Origin of the sequence: Rhodopseudomonas sp. BAL398 (assembly GCF_033001325.1) — a bacterium.
Classification (GTDB): domain Bacteria; phylum Pseudomonadota; class Alphaproteobacteria; order Rhizobiales; family Xanthobacteraceae; genus JARJEH01.
This window is the reverse complement of record NZ_CP133111.1, coordinates 4,547,595-4,566,306: the sequence shown is the minus strand read 5'-3', so window position 1 is coordinate 4,566,306 and position 18,712 is coordinate 4,547,595. Positions and strand designations below refer to the sequence as shown.

Below are 18,712 nucleotides of genomic sequence, written 5' to 3'. Positions count from 1 at the left end.
ACTCATGTCCCTGATCGGTCAATTCACGCGCACCAAGAGCGGCTATGCGGGTCGCGTCCGCACGCTCACCATCGATGCCGAATTGGTGCTCGTGCCGGCAGAGAGTTCCGATGCCGAGAATGCGCCCGACTTCCGCATCCATCTCGGCCCCGACGACGACGGCCCGGAGATCGGCGCGGGATGGAAGCGCACCGGCGAGAAGGCCGGCGACTACGTTTCGCTGCAGATCGACGATCCGACCTTTGGTCATCCGATCCGCGCCAATCTCTTCCAGTCGGTCGACGACAAGTCCGCCTGGGGACTGAGCTGGAATCGCCCGCCGAAGCGCGGGGAGCGGGACTGAGCGATGTCTCTCATTTGTCACGCGTCTGTCGTCGGAGGGAGCATCCCCCTCCGGCGCACAGCCTTCCTTCTCCTTTCCGGCCTGCTTCTGGCCGCGCCGCTTTGCCCATCGGCGAACGCGCAGGAGACCCCCGCCGAACGCTCGTCACGCGTCGATCCCTATGCCGTCTTCGTAACCGAAGCGGCGCAGCGGTTCGGCATTCCCGAGGCGTGGATTCGGGCGGTCATGCGCGTCGAAAGCCGGGGTGATGTGCGCGCCGTCTCGCCGAAGGGTGCGATGGGCCTGATGCAGATCATGCCCGATACCTGGGCCAGCCTTCGCGCCCGTCACGGCCTCGGCTCGAACCCATACGATCCACGCGACAACATTCTGGCGGGCGCGGCGTATCTGCGCGAGATGCACGACCGCTACGGTTCGCCGGGCTTCCTCGCCGCCTACAATGCTGGTCCCGGGCGCTACGAAGAGTATCTCGCCGGCCGTCCATTGCCCGCCGAAACGCGCGCCTATGTCGCCATGCTCGCGCCCGTTCTCGGCGGCGGTGAGAACATCGTCCCTGTCATGGTGGCGACCGCCGATCCGCTCGCCTGGACCCGTGCGCCGCTCTTCGTCGTGCAGTCATCTGGCAGCGGGAGTGTCGTTCCGGTGCATCGTGAAAGCGAGCCGGATGACGCGATAACACCAGCCCCAGCGCGCGATCAAAGCGCGATTGCGCCACGCACCGATGGGCTGTTCGTCGCTCGCAATGCCTCCGGTGTCCCGCGATGACCGCGTTCGCACCTGATCGGGCAATGGCATGCTCTGGCGGACGGATGGCGGTCCGAGGAGGAGGAGCAGGCAACACAACCGCACGATGGCGAGATAAAAGCGCGCGAGGTGCGGCTTGGTGCGGTCGTGTGTTTTCAGAGACTTATGGCGCATTTGCGCGAGGTGCGCCTGATCGGCGCAGCCTGCGCATCCGCCATTTCGCCAAGGATTTCCGCGCGTTTGCACGATGTGCGGGGTCCCGGCGATGAGCGGCGAGGACGATTTCCGCATCCGGCCGGGCCGCATCCGATCCACCCGCGCACAACAGGCGCGGCCCTTCATCGCCCAGGCGCTGGCGGCCGCCCAGCGCGCCGGCGGCAGCGTCTCGCGCTCCGGCAAGATCAGCTCGGGCAACCGCTCGCGGTTCGGCCGCGGCCAGCGCGCGACGGTGCAGGCCAATCGTCTGCTCACCAGCCGATCGCGCAACACGGTGATCAAGACCCGCGTCGTCCGGCACTCAGCGCGGGCCGCGCCGCTCGCCGCGCACCTCAGCTATCTCCGGCGCGAGGGCGTCACCCGGGATGGGGAGAAGGCCCGGCTGTTCGGACCGGAGACTGAGGACGCCGACCCCAAGGCTTTCGCCGAGCGCACCCAGGACGATCGCCACCACTTCCGCTTCATCGTCTCGCCCGAGGACGCGACCGAGATGTCCGACCTCAAGACCTTCGCCCGCGACCTGATGGGGCAGATGGAGACCGACCTCGGCACAAAGCTCGATTGGGTCGGGGTCGATCACTGGAATACCGACAATCCCCACGTCCATATCATCCTGCGCGGGCGCACCGATGACGGCCAGGACCTCGTCATCTCGCGCGACTACATCAAGGAAGGCATGCGCGCCCGCGCGCAGGACCTCGTCACGCAGGAGCTGGGGCCGCGCACCGATCACGAGATCCGCCGCAATCTCCAACGTCAGATCGACGCCGAGCGCTGGACTAATCTCGACCGGCAACTTGCCCGCGACAGCTATCGCACCGGCGTCGTCGATCTCGCCCCGCACCCCGACCGCCAGCCCGACGAATTCCACGCGATGAAGGTCGGCCGCCTGCGGAAGCTGGAGACGCTCGGCCTCGCCGATCAGGTCGGCCCCGGCCAATGGGTCGTGACCGAGCATGCCGAGGCGACGTTGCGCGAGCTGGGCGAGCGTGGCGACATCATCAAGCGCATCCATCGCGGCCTGACCGAGCGCGGCATCGAGCGCGGCGCCGCCAGCTATGTGCTCGCCGGCGAGAGCGTCAACGACCCGGTCATCGGGCGGTTGGTCGATCGCGGTCTCGATGACGAGCTGAAGGGCACGGCCTATGCCGTGGTCGACGGCACGGACGGACGCACCCATCACATCAAGCTGCCCGACCTCGACGCCGCCGGCGACAGCGCGCCGGGCTCGATCGTCGAGCTGCGCAAATTCGACGACGCGCAAGGCCGCCGCCGCGTCGCGCTCGCCGTCCGCTCCGACCTCGACATCTCCGCCCAAGTCCATGCGACCGGCGCAACCTGGCTCGACCGGCAGGCTATCGCCCGCGATCCCGTTGCCCTCGGAGGCGGCGGCTTCGGCGCCGAGGTGCGCCAGGCGATGGACAGGCGGGCCGAACATCTCGTTGGTCAGGGCCTTGCCGAGAGGCAGACACGCGGCGTCAGCTTCTCCCCCGGGCTGATCGACACGCTGAGGCAGCGCGAGGTCGAGGCCCTTGGCGAAAAGCTCGCGGCCGAGACCGGCCGACAATTTTCGAAGGCCGCAACGGGCGAGTATGTGGCGGGCACTTACCGCCAGCGCTTCGCCCTCGCCTCGGGCCGCTTCGCCATGATCGACGACAGCCTCGGCTTCCAGCTCGTGCCTTGGTCGCCATCCCTCGAACGCCAGATCGGCCAGCATGTCTCCGGCGTGTCGCGCGGCGCAGGCGGCGTCGACTGGAGCTTCGGCCGCAACCGTGGCCTCGGCATGTAGCCCAATCAAGCAAGGAGTGCCCGCCATGTCGGCGACCAAGATCCTCTGGGGCCAGATCCTCACCGTCTTCCTCATCATCGTCATGACAACCTGGGCGGCGACGCAGTGGACGGCCTATCGGCTCGGCTTCCAACCACAGCTCGGACTCCCCTGGTTCGAGCTGGCCGGCTGGCCAATCTACTATCCACCGGCCTTCTTCTGGTGGTGGTATTTCTACGATGCCTATGCCCCGCCGATCTTCATCGAGGGCGCCTATATCGCCGCGTCCGGCGGCTTCATCTCCATCGCCGTCGCGATCGGCATGTCCGTCTGGAGGGCGCGTGAGGCCAAGAACGCCGAGACGTTCGGCTCCGCCCGATGGGCCGTCGCCCGCGAAGTGAGCGCCGCTGGCCTGCTGGGCGCGGATGGCGTCATCCTGGGGAAGTTCGATCGGGACTATCTCCGCCACGATGGTCCCGAGCATGTGCTGTGCTTTGCGCCCACCCGATCCGGCAAGGGCGTCGGCCTGGTCGTGCCATCGCTGCTGACCTGGCCTGGCTCGGCGATCGTCCACGACATCAAAGGGGAGAACTGGCAACTCACCGCCGGCTTCCGCGCGCGTCATGGTCGCGTGCTGCTGTTCGATCCGACGAACGCGAAGTCCGCCGCCTACAATCCTCTGCTCGAGGTCCGCCGCGGCGAATGGGAGGTCCGCGACGTCCAGAATATCGCCGACATCCTGGTCGACCCGGAGGGCTCGCTGGAGAAACGGAACCACTGGGAAAAAACCAGCCACGCATTGCTGGTCGGCGCCATCCTGCACGTCCTCTACGCCGAGGCCGACAAGACCTTGGCTGGCGTTGCCGCCTTCCTCTCCGACCCGAAGCGGCCGATCGATTCAACGCTCGCCGCCATGATGAGGACGGCGCATCTCGGCGAGGCCGGACCGCATCCGGTGATCGCCAGCGCCGCGCGCGAGCTGCTGAACAAATCCGACAACGAGCGGTCCGGCGTGCTGTCCACCGCGATGTCGTTCCTCGGCCTCTATCGCGATCCTGTCGTCGCCGAGGTCACACGCCGCTGCGACTGGCGCATCGTCGATATCGTCGGCAGCAAGCATCCGACCACGCTCTACCTCGTGGTGCCGCCGTCGGACATCAACCGGACCAAGCCGCTGATCCGGCTGATCCTCAATCAGATCGGCCGGCGGCTCACGGAGGATCTGAAGGCGAAGGGCAACCGCCATCGCCTTCTCCTGATGCTCGACGAATTTCCGGCGCTCGGCCGCCTCGACTTCTTCGAGAGCGCCCTGGCGTTCATGGCCGGTTACGGTCTCAAAGCCTTCCTCATCGCCCAGTCGCTGAATCAGATCGAGAAGGCCTATGGGCCAAATAATTCGATCCTCGATAATTGCCATGTGCGCGTCAGCTTCGCGACCAATGACGAACGGACCGCCAAACGTGTCTCGGACGCGCTCGGCACCGCGACCGAGATGCGCGCGATGAAGAACTATGCCGGTCACCGCCTGTCGCCCTGGCTCGGCCACATGATGGTCTCGCGCTCGGAAACAGCCCGGCAACTGATGACGCCTGGCGAGATCATGCAGCTTCCGCCTTCCGACGAGATCGTCATGGTTGCCGGTACGCCACCGATCCGCGCGAAGAAAGCGCGGTACTATGAGGATCGCCGGTTTCAGGAGCGCATCGTAACGCCGCCGAACCTGGTGAAACCGACAACGGCACGGCCCGATGACTGGAGCGCGCTGCCGCTTCCAGCGGCGCCGACCGTGTCGATCGCGACCAACGGCGAGCATGGATCGGAGGATGAGGATACGACCGACTCCGAGCGCCGGCATCAGCCGGAACTGAGCCGCGCAAAGCCCGTCGAGCCAAGGCAGCCCATCGAAAACGAATTTGAGATCGATCCTCGCGATGACGCCGACGAGGACGCCGCACGTCTCTCGAGGATGAATCAGACCATGCGCCAGGTCGCACGCCAAGCATCGCTCGATCCCGGCGACGGTATCGAGCTTTAGGAGGCACCATGGCAAAGCCTCCCAAAAAGCAGCGGCTATCGGTGTATCTCGAACCCGACGTCATGAAGGCGCTCGCCGCGCACGCCGCCCGGCGCGATCAATCCCTCTCGCTGATCGCGGAAGCTGGCATCGCCTCCTTCCTGTCGCCCGACGCTGCCGAACGGCAGGAGGCGGCTACGACGAAACGGCTCGACCAGCTCGACCGGCGAATGGCGCGTATGGAGCGTGATCTTGGAATCGCCGTCGAAACGCTGGCCGTCTTCATCCGATTCTGGCTGACGACGAACCCGCCGCTCCCCGAGCCCGCCCAGGCAGCGGCGCGCGCCAAAGCCGGCGAGCGCTACGAAGCGTTCGTCACCGCGCTCGGCCGGCGACTCGCTCACGGGCCCAAGCTACGGCAAGAGATTTCCGAGGACATCACGCCCGCGCACGACGCGGATTAATCACGGCCACGTCCACTTCAAGTATTCCGGCGTTCCGCCGTTTCCCTGTATTTGTACGCCACAGTACGACGACCACATTATGGTTGTTGTCAGGCCATGATTTCTGCCTCTTCTACTCATCCCCGATCCAGGGCCGCATGTCGCGGTCCCGCAAGAGAACGGGGACGACGTGGCGGCCACTCACCAGAAATCGGAGGCGATCCTTCGCGGCGCGCGCATGCTGCGCACGGCCCTCGGGCCGGCGATCGCCCGGTTTCTGGAAGACCCCGCGATCGTCGAGGTGATGCTCAACCCCGATGGGCGGCTCTGGGTCGACCGGCTTTCCGAAGGACTTTCCGACACGGGAGAGCTGCTGTCGCCGTCGGACGGCGAGCGGATCATCCGCCTCGTCGCCCATCATGTCGGCGCGGAGGTTCATCCCGGCGCCCCGCGTGTCTCGGCCGAGCTGCCCGAGACGGGAGAGCGGTTCGAGGGGCTGTTGCCTCCCGTGGTGTCCGCGCCGGCCTTCGCGATCCGCAAGCCCGCCGTCGCCGTCTTCACGCTCGACGATTACGTCGCCGCCGGGATCATGGCGGGCGGTCAGGCCGAGACGCTGCGCCAGGCCGTCGCCGACCGCCGCAACATTCTGGTCGCCGGCGGGACGTCGACAGGCAAGACCACGCTTACCAACGCGCTGCTAGCCGAGGTCTCGAAGACCTCCGACCGCGTCGTGCTGATCGAGGATACGCGCGAGCTGCAATGCGCCGCGCCAAATCTGGTCGCGATGCGGACCAAGGACGGCGTCGCCTCGCTCTCCGATCTGGTTCGCTCTTCGCTTCGCCTGCGCCCCGACCGCATCCCGATTGGAGAGGTGCGCGGCGCCGAGGCGCTCGATCTGTTGAAGGCCTGGGGCACCGGCCACCCCGGCGGCGTCGGAACGATCCACGCCGGCACCGCCATCGGCGCGCTGCGTCGGATGGAGCAGCTCATCCAGGAAGCCGTCGTCACCGTCCCGCGCGCGCTGATCGCCGAAACGATCGATCTCGTCGCCGTGCTCTCCGGCCGCGGCGCCTCGCGCCGGCTCGCCGAACTCGCCCGCATCGAGGGTCTCGGCCCCGACGGCGACTACCGCGTCACCCCCGCAAGCCAGCCCCTCACAGGAGACCCGTCATGATCCAGCATGCTTTGCGCATCCGCCGCCATATCGCCACGGCGGTGTCCGTCAGTTTTCTCACGCTGGCGCTCGCGCCGGCCGCCCACGCCTCCGGCTCGTCGATGCCCTGGGAGGCACCGCTGCAATCGATCCTCGAATCGATCGAGGGGCCGGTCGCCAAGATCATCGCGGTGATGATCATCATCATCACCGGCCTGACGCTCGCCTTCGGCGATACGTCGGGCGGCGCGCGTCGTCTGATCCAGATCGTCTTCGGCCTGTCGATCGCCTTCGCCGCATCGAGCTTCTTCCTGTCGTTCTTCTCGTTCGGCGGCGGAGCGCTCGTCTGATGGCCGACGGCGCGGACCATGGCGGCGAGTTGCCGGGCTTCTCGGTCCCGGTCCATCGGGCGCTGACCGAGCATATCCTGCTCGGCGGCGCTCCGCGCTCGCTCGCCATCCTCAACGGCACGCTGGCGGCCGCGCTCGGCCTGGGCCTGCGCCTCTGGCTGGTCGGCCTCGGCCTCTGGGCTGTCGGGCATTTCGCAGCCGTCTGGGCTGCCAAGCGCGATCCGCAGTTCGTCGACGTCGTGCGCAAGCATCTGCGCATCCCCGGCCACCTGTCGGTCTGAGGAGCGACGCCGATGATGAACCTCGCCGAATATCGCAACCGCAATACGCGGCTCGCCGACTTCCTGCCCTGGGTGGCGCTGGTCGGCGAAGGCATCGTGCTGAACAAGGACGGCAGCCTGCAGCGCACCGCGCGCTTCCGCGGCCCCGACCTCGACAGCGCCGTGCCGGCCGAACTGGTCGCTGTCGCCGGCCGGCTCAACAACGCCTTCCGTCGCCTCGGCTCCGGCTGGGCCATCTTCGTCGAAGCGCAGCGCCATGGCGCCGCGACCTATCCGGCCAGCGTGTTCGCCGACAGCGCATCCGGCCTGGTCGACGCGGAACGCAAGGCAGATTTCGAAGAGGCCGGCGCGCATTTCGAGTCCAGCTACTTCCTGACCTTCCTTTATCTGCCGCCGGCCGAGGACGCCGCACGGGCCGAGACCTGGCTCTACGAGGGCCGCGATCACACCGGCGTCGACGCGCACGAGATCCTGCGCGGTTTCGCCGACCGCACCGATCGCATCCTCCAGCTTATCGACGCCTTCATGCCGGAATGCGCCTGGCTCGATGACGGCGAGACGCTGACCTATCTGCACTCGACCGTCTCAACGAAGCGGCATCGCGTCCGCGTCCCCGAGACGCCGATGTATCTCGATGCGCTGCTCGCCGATCAGCCGCTGACCGGCGGGCTCGAACCCCGGCTCGGCGACGCGCATGTCCGCATCCTCACCATAGTCGGCTTTCCGACCGCAACCACGCCCGGCATCCTCGACGAGCTGAACCGGCTGGCCTTTCCGTATCGCTGGTCGACGCGGGCAGTCCTCCTCGACAAGACCGACGCCACCAAGCTGCTGACCAAGATCCGGCGGCAATGGTTCGCCAAGCGCAAATCGATCGCCGCCATCCTGAAGGAGGTGATGACCAACGAGGCCTCCGCCCTCGTGGACACCGATGCGTCCAACAAGGCGGCCGATGCCGACATGGCGTTGCAGGAGCTGGGCGCCGATTATGCCGGCCAGGCCTATGTGACCGCGACGATCACTGTCTGGGACGATGATCCGCGCATCGCCGCCGAGAAGCTGCGGATGGTCGAGAAGGTCATCCAGGGCCGCGACTTCACCGCGATGCCCGAGACGATCAACGCTGTGGACGCCTGGCTCGGCTCGCTGCCCGGCCATGTCTACGCCAATTTCCGCCAACCCCCGATCAACACACTGAATCTCGCCCACATGATCCCGCTGTCGGCGGTGTGGGCGGGACCGGAACGGGACGAGCATTTTGCAGCACCCCCACTGCTCTTCGGCAAAACCGAAGGCTCGACCCCGTTCCGGCTTTCCATCCATGTCGGCGATGTCGGCCATACGCTGATCGTCGGCCCCACAGGCGCCGGCAAGTCGGTGCTGCTGGCGCTGATGGCGTTGCAGTTCCGGCGCTATCGGCAATCCCAGGTCTTCGCTTTCGATTTCGGTGGCTCGATCCGGGCAGCCGCGCTCGCCATGCGTGGCGACTGGCACGATCTCGGCGGCGGCCTCACCGAAGGCTCAGACGACAGCGTGTCGCTTCAGCCGCTCGCGCGCATCGACGATGTCGCTGAGCGTGCATGGGCCTCCGACTGGCTGGTCGCGATCCTAATGCGCGAGAGCGTGGCCGTAACGCCGGAGGTGAAGGAGCATCTCTGGTCGGCCTTGTTCTCGCTGGCATCGGCGCCAATCACCGAGCGGACGCTGACGGGATTGTCCGTCCTACTCCAGTCCAACGATCTCAAGCAGGCGCTGCGACCTTATTGCGTCGGCGGTCCCTATGGTCGGCTGCTCGACGCCGAGGCCGAGCATCTGGGCGAAGCCAATGTTCAGGTCTTCGAAACCGAAGGGTTGATCGGCACCGGCGCCGCTGCCGCCGTGCTTGCCTATCTCTTCCACCGCATCGAGGACCGCCTCGACGGGCGGCCGACGCTGTTGATCGTCGATGAAGGCTGGCTCGCCCTCGACGATGAGGGCTTTGCGGGCCAGCTCCGCGAATGGCTGAAGACGCTGCGCAAGAAGAACGCCAGCGTCATCTTCGCTACGCAGTCGCTGTCGGACATCGACGGATCGGCGATCGCGCCGGCCATCATCGAGAGCTGTCAGACCCGCATCCTGTTGCCGAACGAACGCGCGATCGAGCCGCAGATCACGGCCATCTATCGCCGCTTCGGCCTCAACGATCGCCAGATCGAGATCCTCGCACGGGCGATGCCCAAGCGCGATTACTACTGCCAGTCCCGGCGCGGCAACCGGCTGTTCGAGCTGGGCCTGTCCGATGTCGCATTGGCGCTCTGCGCCGCCTCATCGAAGCAGCACCAGGCGCTCATCGCGGAAGTCCATGCCCGCAGCGGCACGGACGGCTTCCTTGTCGAGTGGCTTGCCGAAAACCGGCTCGCCTGGGCTGCCGACCTCATCGCCGACCTCACCAACGTCACTCCCCAAACCGATCCGGAGGCACGCCCATGACCCGTTCCGTTCATTCCCGCTCGCGCGTGCTGCGCATGACCGCAGCGCTGCTGACGGCTTCCGTCGCCGTGATGCCGTTTATGGCGCCGCCCGCCCACGCGCAGTTTGGCGGGATCGTCTACGACCCCACCAACTACGCCCAGAATCTTCTGACCGCCACGCGAGCGCTTCAGCAGATCAACAACCAGATCACGTCGCTTCAGAACGAGGCGACCGGTCTGATCAATCAGGCTCGCAACCTTACGAGCCTGCCGTTTTCGTCTCTCCAGCAGCTCCAGCAGTCCGTTCAGCGCACGCAACAGCTTTTGGGCGAAGCGCAACGCATCGCATACAACGTGCAGAACATCGATCAGGCGTTCCGCACGACCTACGGCAATGCGTCGATTTCGTCCTCGGACCAGCAGCTCGTGGCCGGTGCGCGCGAGCGCTGGCAGAACACCGTCGGCGGCCTACAGGACGCCATGCGCGTCCAGGCGGGCGTCGTGGGTAACATCGACACGAACCGGACCCAGATGTCAGCGCTGGTCGGCCAGAGCCAGGGCGCGACGGGCGCGCTGCAGGCGACACAGGCCGGCAACCAACTTTTGGCGTTGCAAGCGCAGCAGCTCGCGGACCTCACGGCCGTCGTCGCCGCAAACGGTCGCGCGCAGAGCCTGTCCGAGGCCGAGCGCTCGGCCGCAGCCGAACAGGGCCGCGAGCAGCGCCGTCGATTCCTGACGCCGGGCAGCGGCTACCAGCCGGGCAACGCCCGCATGTTCCCGAACGGCAACTGAGGACGCGGTCATGGACGGCAAGATGCTCGCCCGGCTTGGCGCCGTCGTGTTCGTCGCGGTCGCGATCACCGCGACCGCGATCGAGATGAGCCGGAAAGAGGAAGCGTCCGAGGCCTGGCCGTCCGGCCGGACCACTCAGGCGCAGGCTGATCCGCTGCGCGACGAGTTGATCCGCTGCCAGGCGCTTGGCGAAGCGGGGCCCCGCGATCCGGCCTGCCTGCGGGCCTGGGCGGAGAACCGCAACCGCTTCCTCGCCCCTGGCGCGCGACCTGCCGAGCGACTGCCGGACATGCCGCCAGCGCCGCGAGACAGCGCCGCTCCCCAATGGGATCGCACCGATCAGCCGGCCTTGGAACCCGCCGCACCGATCGCGCCGCCGCAGCTCGACGAGGCGAGATAACATCATGGGCGGCACCGGCGTCATCGACCATTTCCTTGAGGTCTTCACCCGCTACATCGACAGCGGATTCGGGTTGCTCAGCGGCGAAGTCGCCTTCATTGCCACCACCCTGATCGTCATCGACGTGACGCTCGCCGCGCTGTTCTGGTCGTGGGGCGCCGACGACGACATCATGGCCCGCCTGGTGAAGAAGACGCTGTTCGTCGGCGTCTTCGCCTACATCATCGGCAACTGGAACAACCTCGCCCGGATCATCTTCGAAAGTTTCGCCGGGCTCGGCCTGAAAGCCAGCGGGACGAGCTTCACCACGGCTGATCTAATGCGCCCCGGCAAGGTGGCACAGACCGGTCTCGACGCCGGACGACCGCTGCTCGACTCGATTTCCAGCCTCATGGGCTATTGGTCGTTCTTCGAGAACTTCATCCAGATCGCCTGTATGTTCCTGGCCTGGGCGCTGGTGTTGCTCGCCTTCTTCATCCTCGCCATCCAGCTCTTCGTCACGCTCATCGAGTTCAAGCTGACGACGCTCGCGGGCTTCGTGCTGATCCCGTTCGGCCTGTTCGGCAAATCGGCCTTCATGGCCGAACGCGTGCTTGGCAACGTCATCTCTTCCGGCATCAAGGTTTTGGTCCTCGCCGTCATCATCGGCATCGGCTCGACCCTCTTCTCCGAGTTCACCGCCGGTTTCGGCGGGGCAACCCCCACCATCGACGAGGCGATGGCCATCGTGCTCGCCGCGCTGTCGCTGCTCGGCCTGGGCATCTTCGGTCCCGGTATCGCCAGTGGTCTCGTCTCCGGCGGCCCGCAGCTCAGCGCCGGCGCAGCGGTCGGCACGGGCATCGCCGCGGGCGGCATGGTCGCGCTCGGCGCGGGCGCCGTCGGCGCCGCCGCCTCCGGTGGTGCTGCCTTGGCCGGTGGCGCAGCCGCTGCCGCCCGCGGCGGCGCGGCGATCGCCGGTGGCGCATCCACCGCCTACAGCCTCGGAGCAGCCGGCCAGTCCGGCGCCGCTGGCGTCGCGTCCGGGCTCGGCGGCGTTGCCCGCGCTGGCGGTAGCGCGGCCGTCTCGCCCCTGCGCCGCGCTGCGTCGCGCGCCGCCGAAAGCATGCGCTCCAGCTTCAACGCTGGCGGCAAGGCCGCCTTCGAGGCGACGGGCGGCACGTCCACTGCGGGCTCGATCGGCGGTGACGCGGCCGGTGACGGCGCCGCTGCCGCCGGTTCCGCGAGCGCCGGCGGTCCGCCGGCCTGGGCGCAGCGGATGCGCCGCTCGCAGCACATGACCCATGCCGTCCAGGCCACGGCCCATGCCGTCCGCTCCGGCGACGCCCATGGCGGCGGCTCTTCCGTCAATCTTTCCGAAGGCGATCGCTGATGTTCAAACGACCCTCCACCCATTACGGCAAAGCCCCCGAGCCGGAGACGCCCTATCAGCGCGCCGCCCAGGTCTGGGATGAACGCATCGGCGCCTCGCGCCTGCAGGCCAAGAACTGGCGAACGATGGCGTTCGGTTCGCTGATCCTGTCGGCCGGCTTCGCCACCGCGCTTGTCGTGCAGTCGGCGCGGGGGACGATTGTGCCCTGGGTGGTGCAGGTCGATCGACTTGGCCAAGCCCAGGCCGTCGCGCCTGCCGTCGCCGACTATCGGCCGACCGATCCGCAAATCGCCTTCCACCTCGCGCGTTTCATCGAGCAGGTCCGCTCGATTCCCGCCGACGCGATCATCGTCCGCCAGAATTGGCTGCGCGCCTACGACTTCGCAACCGATCGCGGGGCCATGGCTCTCAACGACTATGCCCGATCGAACGACCCGTTCGCGAAGGTCGGCCGCCAGCAGATCGCGGTCGACGTCTCCAGCGTCATTCGCGCGTCCCCCGACAGCTTCCGCGTTGCCTGGGTCGAGCGCCGCTATGAGAACGGTCAGCTCGCCGAGACTACGCGCTGGACCGCGATCCTGACGATCGTGGTGCAGATCCCGCGCAACGCCGACCGGCTCAGGGCGAACCCGCTCGGCATCTACGTCAACGCCATCAACTGGTCACGGGAGCTTGGGCAATGAAGCCGTCTTTCCGTAAAGCCGGAAATCCGGCTTCACACATCATCGCATCTCCGGGTCCGCGCAGATGCGTATTGCCGTTCGTGCTATTGGCGACGACCGCGCTCGCCGGCTGCGCCACTACCAATCCGCCGCCGGAAATCTCCTACGACAACGCGGCCCCGGCCGTGCAGACGGTCGATCCACCAGCGCCCGTCACCGTGGTCGAACTGCCACGTCCGCTGCCGCTGCCTGGTCAGTTGCAACGCGTCGAGCCGTCCCGGCGCACGCCGGAGCCTGCCGATCCCACGGCAAGGGTGAACCAAGCCAACGCCGCCGCTCGGATCCAGCCGGTGCGCGACGGCTTCATCAACTCGATGCAGGTCTATCCGTTCACGCAAGGAGCGCTCTACCAAGTCTATACCGCCGTCGGCCAGATCACCGACATCGCGCTGCAGCCGGGCGAGCAGCTCGTCGGCTCCGGTCCCGTTGCCGCGGGCGACACCGTTCGCTGGATTATCGGCGACACCGAGAGCGGATCTGGCGCAACCCGCCAGATCCATATCCTCGTGAAACCCACGCGCGCCGAACTGATGACGAACCTCGTCATCAACACCAACCTGCGCACCTATCATATGGAGCTTCGCTCGACGGAGCGGACCTATATGGCGTCGGTCTCGTGGCAATACCCGCAGGACCAGCTCATCGCGCTGCGCCGACAAAACGCCGAGGCGCAGGCCGCCCAGCCGGTGGCGAGCGGCGTCGATCTCGCCAACGTCAGTTTCCGCTATGCCATCGACGGCGACCGTGCGCCGTGGCGGCCGCTGCGCGCCTTCGACGACGGCCGTCAGGTCTTCATCGAGTTTCCCCGCGGGATCGGCCAGGGCGAAATGCCGCCGCTGTTCGTCGTCGGACCCGAGGGTAACACCTCCGAGCTGGTGAACTACCGGGTCCGCGGCAACCACATGATCGTCGACCGGCTCTTCGCCGCCGCCGAGCTGCGGTTCGGCTCCGGCGATCGCCAGAAGCGCGTCCGCATCACCCGCACCGACGGGAGGCCGGCGTCGTGAGCGAGAACGAGCCCCCGAACGAGCACACGTCGGCCGACGATACGCAACCCTTGACCGGCGAGCCGGCCAGCGCCGCACCGATGCGGCTGCGCGCCGAGCCGCCGCGTGTCACCCGACTATCGCGTAAAGTCCTCGCGGGAATCGGCCTCGTCGCCAGCGTCGGGCTCGGCGGTGCTCTCGTCTATGCGCTTCAGACCCGCGATGGCGCCCGCCCGAACGAGGAACTCTATTCGACGGACAACCGCTCGACCGCCGATGGGCTCGCCGGATTGCCGCGCGACTACAGCGGCGTGCCTCGCCTCGGACCGCCCCTGCCGGGCGATCTCGGCCGCCCAATCGTCGGCGCGCAGGAGCGAGGTCAGGCCGTTCCAGCCCCTGGCATCGCCACCCCCAATCCGGGCATCAGTCCGGAAGAGCAGCGCAGGCTACAGGAGATCGAAACGGCCCGGACCAGCCGGCTGTTCTCGGGCACCGAGACACGCGCTGGCGCCTCAGTCGCGGCGCCCACCGTTGCACCGCCGCCGGCGCCCGACCTGGCTGGCCTCGGCCTTGCGCCTCCGCCGGCGACGCCCTCAGCGCAGGACCGCCAGAGCGCCTTCCTCAACGCAGCCCCGGATCGCCGCACGGTCGCGGCAGATCGCGTCGCCGCGCCGGCGTCGCCGAACATCCTGCAGGCCGGCGCGGTCATATCGGCAGCGCTGATCACCGGCATCAGGTCCGACCTGCCAGGCCAAATCACGGCGCAGGTCACCGAGAACATCTACGACAGCCCGACCGGCCGCATCCTTCTCGTGCCCCAGGGCACGCGCGTCATTGGCCAGTATGACAACAACGTGCAGTTCGGTCAGAGCCGTGTGCTGCTGGTCTGGAACCGCCTGATCTTTCCGAACGGTCGCTCAATCGTTCTCGAGCGTCAGCCAGGGGCAGACGCTAAAGGATTCGCCGGCCTGCAGGACGGCGTCGACTATCACTGGTGGGATCTGGCGAAGGCAGCAGGGCTCTCGACCTTGCTCAGCATCGGCGCAGAGCTGGCCACAAACGACGACGATCGACTGATCAGCGCGATCCGCAACGGCGGGCAGGATACGATCAACGACGCCGGCCAGCAGATCGTCCGTCGCCAGCTCAACATCGCGCCGACACTGACGATCCGGCCTGGATTTCCAGTGAGGGTAATCGTGACGCGGGATCTTGTCCTTGAGCCGTATGGAGGATCATAATGGCGAAGCTGAAGCTCGGGCCAATTGTCGACGACAAACCAGTGAAAATCACGTTGGATTTACCTGCAGCGCTGCACCGCGATCTCTTTGCGTACGCGAAAGCCCTTAGTAAAGAGCAGGGACAGGAAGTAACCGATCCTCTCCGTTTGATTGTCCCTATGTTGGAGCGGTTCATGGCCACAGATCGTGGCTTCGCCAGTGCGCGCCGCCAATTGCTCTAATGATTTACAGTGTGATCGGGCTAAGGCGATAAGGCAAAGCCATCGATTTCTTGATATTTGCGCGACAGGATGTAGCAAATATCGAGCAGTTTTATCAAAGCGGGATTCTTGCTGTTGGCGGGCCACACGACGCTTGAGATGACATTTTCTTCAGGCTCTCCAACAGGAACAAACGATAAGCCCGGATATGCGACCCCAAGTGTCGAATACGTCGTCAGTGTTAGTCCATAGCCCCCTGCAACCATATTTAAAAGATTCTCGCGACCGACTTTCTGAGCAACAATTTTCGGGCGAAAACCGAGGACGGAGAGCTGACGAACAAGATAATCTTCTATTTCCGGGCCTGGACCGTCGGCGCCGACAAGGAAAGTCTCGTCACGTACGAGATTCAAACGCACATTTTTCACGCCAGCCAATTGATGCGACACGGGCATTGCCAGAAAGATCCGCTCTTGCCACAGCATGCGCGTATGGCACCCTGGCAGTTCCGGCCTGCCGGAAATGAAGGCCGCGTCAAGCCGCCCGTTGAGAACGCCAGCAGCGTTTGATTGCGAAGACGCCTCTTCGAAGGTCACATCTATGTTCGGAAAGCTGGCCCGAAAGGTACTGAACAACTCTCCAAGAAACCCTCTCGCCAGCGAGGCCATAAGACCAATGCGGATTTTGCCGGTCTGTCCTTGTCGAGCCAACCCAAGGTTCGTTACTGCTTGTCGAAAGTGCGCAGCGCCAACCTCAGCATCCCGGATAAAAATTTCACCAGCCTGCGTAAGTCGGGAGCCCGTTCTACTACGCTCAAACAGCGAAACTCCAAGTCTGCGCTCAAGCAGTTGGATGCGTCGGCTTACGGTCGCCTGCGACAAATTTAGAAACTCAGCTGCACGCCGAAAGCTACCTTGCTCGGCGGCAACCATCGCATATTTCAGATGGCGAAGATCAAGGACGACGTCTGGCATGGATCAATACCAATACCGGCAGCACTAGCTCTCCAACCTTCGTAGTGGAATATCGCCGCCGGTGCGGCCATGACGGCGAAGTATTCCTCTCCTCCGCGCGAAGACGCGCCATAGCTAAAAGCCTTCCTTCCAAGACCGAAGATCCAGCTCTTGCGTCCAGGCGCCGCGACGCTGAACGTGGAGCTGGTAATAGGCTTCGGCAATATCGTCAGGCGGCAGGAAACTTTCCGGATCACGCTTGTCGAGCACGGTCCGCAGGTGTTCGCTCTCGATGGCGCCATCGATGACGACGTGGGCCACATGCACGCCCATCGGCTGAAGTTCGCGCGCCATACTCTGTGCGAGTGCCCTTAATCCGAACTTTGCGACGGCGTTATTGTGGAACAGTGCCGCGCCTCTGAGACTGGACGTGGCGCCGGTGAAAAGGATCGTACCGTGCCCTTGAGGCACCATGATCCGCGCGGCCGCGCGCCCGATCAAAAACCCGCCGAGACAGCACAATCGCCAGCACATCTCGAAATCGTCTTTGGTCGATTCAAGGATGCTCTTGCGCAGGTAGGCGCCAACGTTGTGGATCGCGACATGCGGGGCGCCGAGATCATACTCCACCGCACGAAACAGTTGGTCCACCTGGTCTTCGTCCGTGACATCGCAGCCATACGCACGCACGTCAGGCCCAATAGCGGTCGCGATGGCCTGGACCTTCGCTAGATCGCGCGCAGCAATCGCCACGCTGAGGCCGGCGGCGGAGAAGCGCCGCGCCAGCGCCGCCCCCAGACCCGGCCCGACGCCAACAATAACGGCCGCTTCTTTGGTCACCATGACTGCAGATCCGTATGCTTCAACGATTATTCTAACTCGGTGATCGGAAGAGGCCTCGATCGCGGGGCCCCAAAGGACCAGCGGTGCTAAAGCCCCTGGCCGCCGGTGATGTCGATGCGCGCGCCATTCACCCATCCGAAATCGTCAGACAGAATTGACGCGACAGCGGCGCCGATATCGTCAGGCTGACCGACGCGGCCCAGCGCAGTCGCGCCGGCGACCCTCTTATTAATGTCTGGATTGTCGCGAACCACGCCGTGGGCGAAGTCGGTCGCGATGGCGCCTGGAGCGATTACGTTTACCCGGATTTTCCGGCCGCCAAGTTCAGTCGCTAGGTAGCGGGTCAAAACCTCAACCGCACCTTTGTTCGCCGCGTACACGCCGAGACCGGGAGAGACTGTGTGCGCCGCGCCAGAGGAAACATTGAGGACGCAACCGCCGTCGGCGATCATCGGCAACAGCGCTTGGGTCAGGAATAGCGGCCCCTTGAACTGTACGGCGATCAGGGAATCAAATTGTTCCTCGGTCGTTTGAGACACCGGCGCGAACGCACTGTTCCCCGCATTATTGACGAGGTAATCGAAATTGCTGCGCCCGAAGGTCGTCTCCAGCGTCTTCTGAAGCTGCTCGGCGAACGCCGGAAAGTCGGCCGTCCGACTGACATCGAGTTGAAGCATTGCGGCCCGCCCGCCCGCAGCCTCGATCTCCGCTGTCGAGTCGGGACCGCCTTCGCTACCACCCCTGAACGTGCCGACGATGCCTACGCCTCGGCGCGCCAGATGGACGGCCATATTGCGGCCAAGCCCGCGGCCAGCGCCTGTGATGATAGCTATTTTGGTGTTCATGGAGACCTCTCAAAGTCAAATTAGAAGATCGACGGCGTATCCGGTGTCGGTGCGACGCAGGCACAAAGTCGAATGGGACTATTTTTTCTTAGGAATGACGGCGTAAATATTGAACCTCCGGGCCGCCGAACGCGTGGATACGGAATGCTCTGTTCGTCATGATTGTCTGCTCACTGGTTGCACCAGCCGATGGCGTCCGCCACCTCAATGCCCGGTCAGGCTTTGGCGGCGGGTGATTTGAAGAAGTTGATCGGGTTGCCGTCGGGATCGCGGAACAGCATGGAGCGATTGCCCCACTGCATGTCCTTTGGCTGCTGCAGCCAGTCGGTCACAAGGGAGTCGATGCGTTCACGCTCCCGATCGACATCGTCGACTTCGAACTCGAGGATGGCCGTTCGATTGGCGCCAGCGACCCATTCCCCACCGTGCATGAACTCGGCGGCCTTCCGGCTTACGATGGCGAGAATGGCGCCCCCAGGGTGGAGTTCGACATAATCGTCGTTCCCCTTTGACGGCGTCCCCAACAGCTTTTCGTAAAAAGCGGAGAGGCTTTGGACATCGTCTGTGACGAGACGCGTATAGGCGAATTTCATAGGGCA

The 18,712-nt window shown here is 65.5% G+C and carries 20 protein-coding genes; 16 read left to right on the top strand and 4 right to left on the bottom strand.

All coding sequences use genetic code 11. The features are described 5' to 3' along the window. The first annotated feature begins 4 nt into the window (after nucleotides 1-4). The 16 genes from RBJ75_RS21550 (at nucleotide 5) to RBJ75_RS21475 (ending at nucleotide 15,493) form a co-directional block, all read left to right on the top strand. Nucleotides 5-343 (top strand): DUF736 domain-containing protein, encoded by a 339-nt coding sequence (locus tag RBJ75_RS21550; protein ID WP_044413525.1) that lies wholly within the window; start codon nucleotides 5-7, stop codon nucleotides 341-343. Between the two features lie 3 nt (nucleotides 344-346). Beyond that, nucleotides 347-1,108, top strand: coding sequence for a lytic transglycosylase domain-containing protein (locus tag RBJ75_RS21545; protein WP_044413523.1), 762 nt, complete (start codon nucleotides 347-349; stop codon nucleotides 1,106-1,108). Nucleotides 1,109-1,352: 244 nt separating this feature from the next. After that, entirely contained in the window at nucleotides 1,353-3,092 is a 1,740-nt protein-coding gene (locus RBJ75_RS21540; protein WP_044413163.1) for a relaxase/mobilization nuclease domain-containing protein, read from the top strand. A gap of 25 nt (nucleotides 3,093-3,117) precedes the next feature. Beyond that, on the top strand, nucleotides 3,118-5,106 hold the full coding sequence (locus RBJ75_RS21535; RefSeq protein WP_276156647.1) for a conjugal transfer protein TraG: 1,989 nt from the start codon (nucleotides 3,118-3,120) through the stop codon (nucleotides 5,104-5,106). 8 nt (nucleotides 5,107-5,114) lie between these two features. Continuing rightward, nucleotides 5,115-5,549, top strand: coding sequence for a hypothetical protein (locus RBJ75_RS21530; RefSeq protein ID WP_044416634.1), 435 nt, complete (start codon nucleotides 5,115-5,117; stop codon nucleotides 5,547-5,549). Between the two features lie 217 nt (nucleotides 5,550-5,766). Then, nucleotides 5,767-6,702, top strand: coding sequence for a P-type conjugative transfer ATPase TrbB (gene trbB / locus RBJ75_RS21525; protein ID WP_411194477.1), 936 nt, complete (start codon nucleotides 5,767-5,769; stop codon nucleotides 6,700-6,702). Further along, the gene (locus RBJ75_RS21520) at nucleotides 6,699-7,031 is read left to right on the top strand and encodes a TrbC/VirB2 family protein (RefSeq protein ID WP_099555744.1); all 333 of its coding nucleotides are present in this window, start codon (nucleotides 6,699-6,701) and stop codon (nucleotides 7,029-7,031) included. Before trbB ends, RBJ75_RS21520 begins: the two co-directional genes overlap by 4 nt. Further along, nucleotides 7,031-7,312 (top strand): VirB3 family type IV secretion system protein, encoded by a 282-nt coding sequence (locus RBJ75_RS21515; protein ID WP_008827607.1) that lies wholly within the window; start codon nucleotides 7,031-7,033, stop codon nucleotides 7,310-7,312. Before RBJ75_RS21520 ends, RBJ75_RS21515 begins: the two co-directional genes overlap by 1 nt. 12 nt (nucleotides 7,313-7,324) lie before the next feature. Further along, a complete protein-coding gene (gene trbE, locus RBJ75_RS21510) occupies nucleotides 7,325-9,781 on the top strand; it encodes a conjugal transfer protein TrbE (RefSeq protein WP_276156645.1) in 2,457 nt (818 codons plus the stop codon). Further along, nucleotides 9,778-10,554, top strand: coding sequence for a P-type conjugative transfer protein TrbJ (gene trbJ, locus RBJ75_RS21505; RefSeq protein WP_044417537.1), 777 nt, complete (start codon nucleotides 9,778-9,780; stop codon nucleotides 10,552-10,554). The genes trbE and trbJ overlap by 4 nt, the downstream gene beginning before the upstream one ends. A 10-nt stretch (nucleotides 10,555-10,564) precedes the next feature. Next, nucleotides 10,565-10,954 carry a putative entry exclusion protein TrbK-alt gene (gene trbK-alt / locus RBJ75_RS21500; protein ID WP_044417539.1) on the top strand — a complete coding sequence of 130 codons (390 nt, stop codon included), beginning with the start codon at nucleotides 10,565-10,567 and terminating at the stop codon, nucleotides 10,952-10,954. Between the two features lie 4 nt (nucleotides 10,955-10,958). Continuing rightward, the gene (trbL, locus tag RBJ75_RS21495; RefSeq protein ID WP_276156643.1) at nucleotides 10,959-12,323 is read left to right on the top strand and encodes a P-type conjugative transfer protein TrbL; all 1,365 of its coding nucleotides are present in this window, start codon (nucleotides 10,959-10,961) and stop codon (nucleotides 12,321-12,323) included. Continuing rightward, a complete protein-coding gene (gene trbF / locus RBJ75_RS21490; RefSeq protein WP_276156642.1) occupies nucleotides 12,323-13,006 on the top strand; it encodes a conjugal transfer protein TrbF in 684 nt (227 codons plus the stop codon). The genes trbL and trbF overlap by 1 nt, the downstream gene beginning before the upstream one ends. Next, nucleotides 13,003-14,052 (top strand): P-type conjugative transfer protein TrbG, encoded by a 1,050-nt coding sequence (gene trbG, locus RBJ75_RS21485; RefSeq protein ID WP_044404069.1) that lies wholly within the window; start codon nucleotides 13,003-13,005, stop codon nucleotides 14,050-14,052. Before trbF ends, trbG begins: the two co-directional genes overlap by 4 nt. Beyond that, nucleotides 14,049-15,272 (top strand): TrbI/VirB10 family protein, encoded by a 1,224-nt coding sequence (locus RBJ75_RS21480; RefSeq protein WP_276156641.1) that lies wholly within the window; start codon nucleotides 14,049-14,051, stop codon nucleotides 15,270-15,272. Before trbG ends, RBJ75_RS21480 begins: the two co-directional genes overlap by 4 nt. Further along, nucleotides 15,272-15,493: a DUF2274 domain-containing protein gene (locus RBJ75_RS21475; RefSeq protein WP_044417360.1), complete on the top strand. Its 222-nt coding sequence runs from the start codon at nucleotides 15,272-15,274 to the stop codon at nucleotides 15,491-15,493. The genes RBJ75_RS21480 and RBJ75_RS21475 overlap by 1 nt, the downstream gene beginning before the upstream one ends. A gap of 20 nt (nucleotides 15,494-15,513) precedes the next feature. On the opposite strand, the gene RBJ75_RS21470 is transcribed toward RBJ75_RS21475, so the two are convergent. The 4 genes from RBJ75_RS21470 to RBJ75_RS21455 form a co-directional block, all read right to left on the bottom strand. After that, nucleotides 15,514-16,446, bottom strand: coding sequence for a LysR family transcriptional regulator (locus tag RBJ75_RS21470; protein WP_044417362.1), 933 nt, complete (start codon nucleotides 16,444-16,446; stop codon nucleotides 15,514-15,516). A gap of 114 nt (nucleotides 16,447-16,560) precedes the next feature. Further along, entirely contained in the window at nucleotides 16,561-17,268 is a 708-nt protein-coding gene (locus RBJ75_RS21465; RefSeq protein WP_044417364.1) for an SDR family oxidoreductase, read from the bottom strand. A gap of 86 nt (nucleotides 17,269-17,354) precedes the next feature. After that, nucleotides 17,355-18,113 (bottom strand): SDR family NAD(P)-dependent oxidoreductase, encoded by a 759-nt coding sequence (locus RBJ75_RS21460; RefSeq protein WP_044417366.1) that lies wholly within the window; start codon nucleotides 18,111-18,113, stop codon nucleotides 17,355-17,357. Nucleotides 18,114-18,328: 215 nt separating this feature from the next. Beyond that, complete coding sequence (locus tag RBJ75_RS21455; RefSeq protein ID WP_044417191.1) at nucleotides 18,329-18,706, bottom strand: VOC family protein; 378 nt, start codon at nucleotides 18,704-18,706, stop codon at nucleotides 18,329-18,331. Nucleotides 18,707-18,712 lie beyond the last annotated feature (6 nt).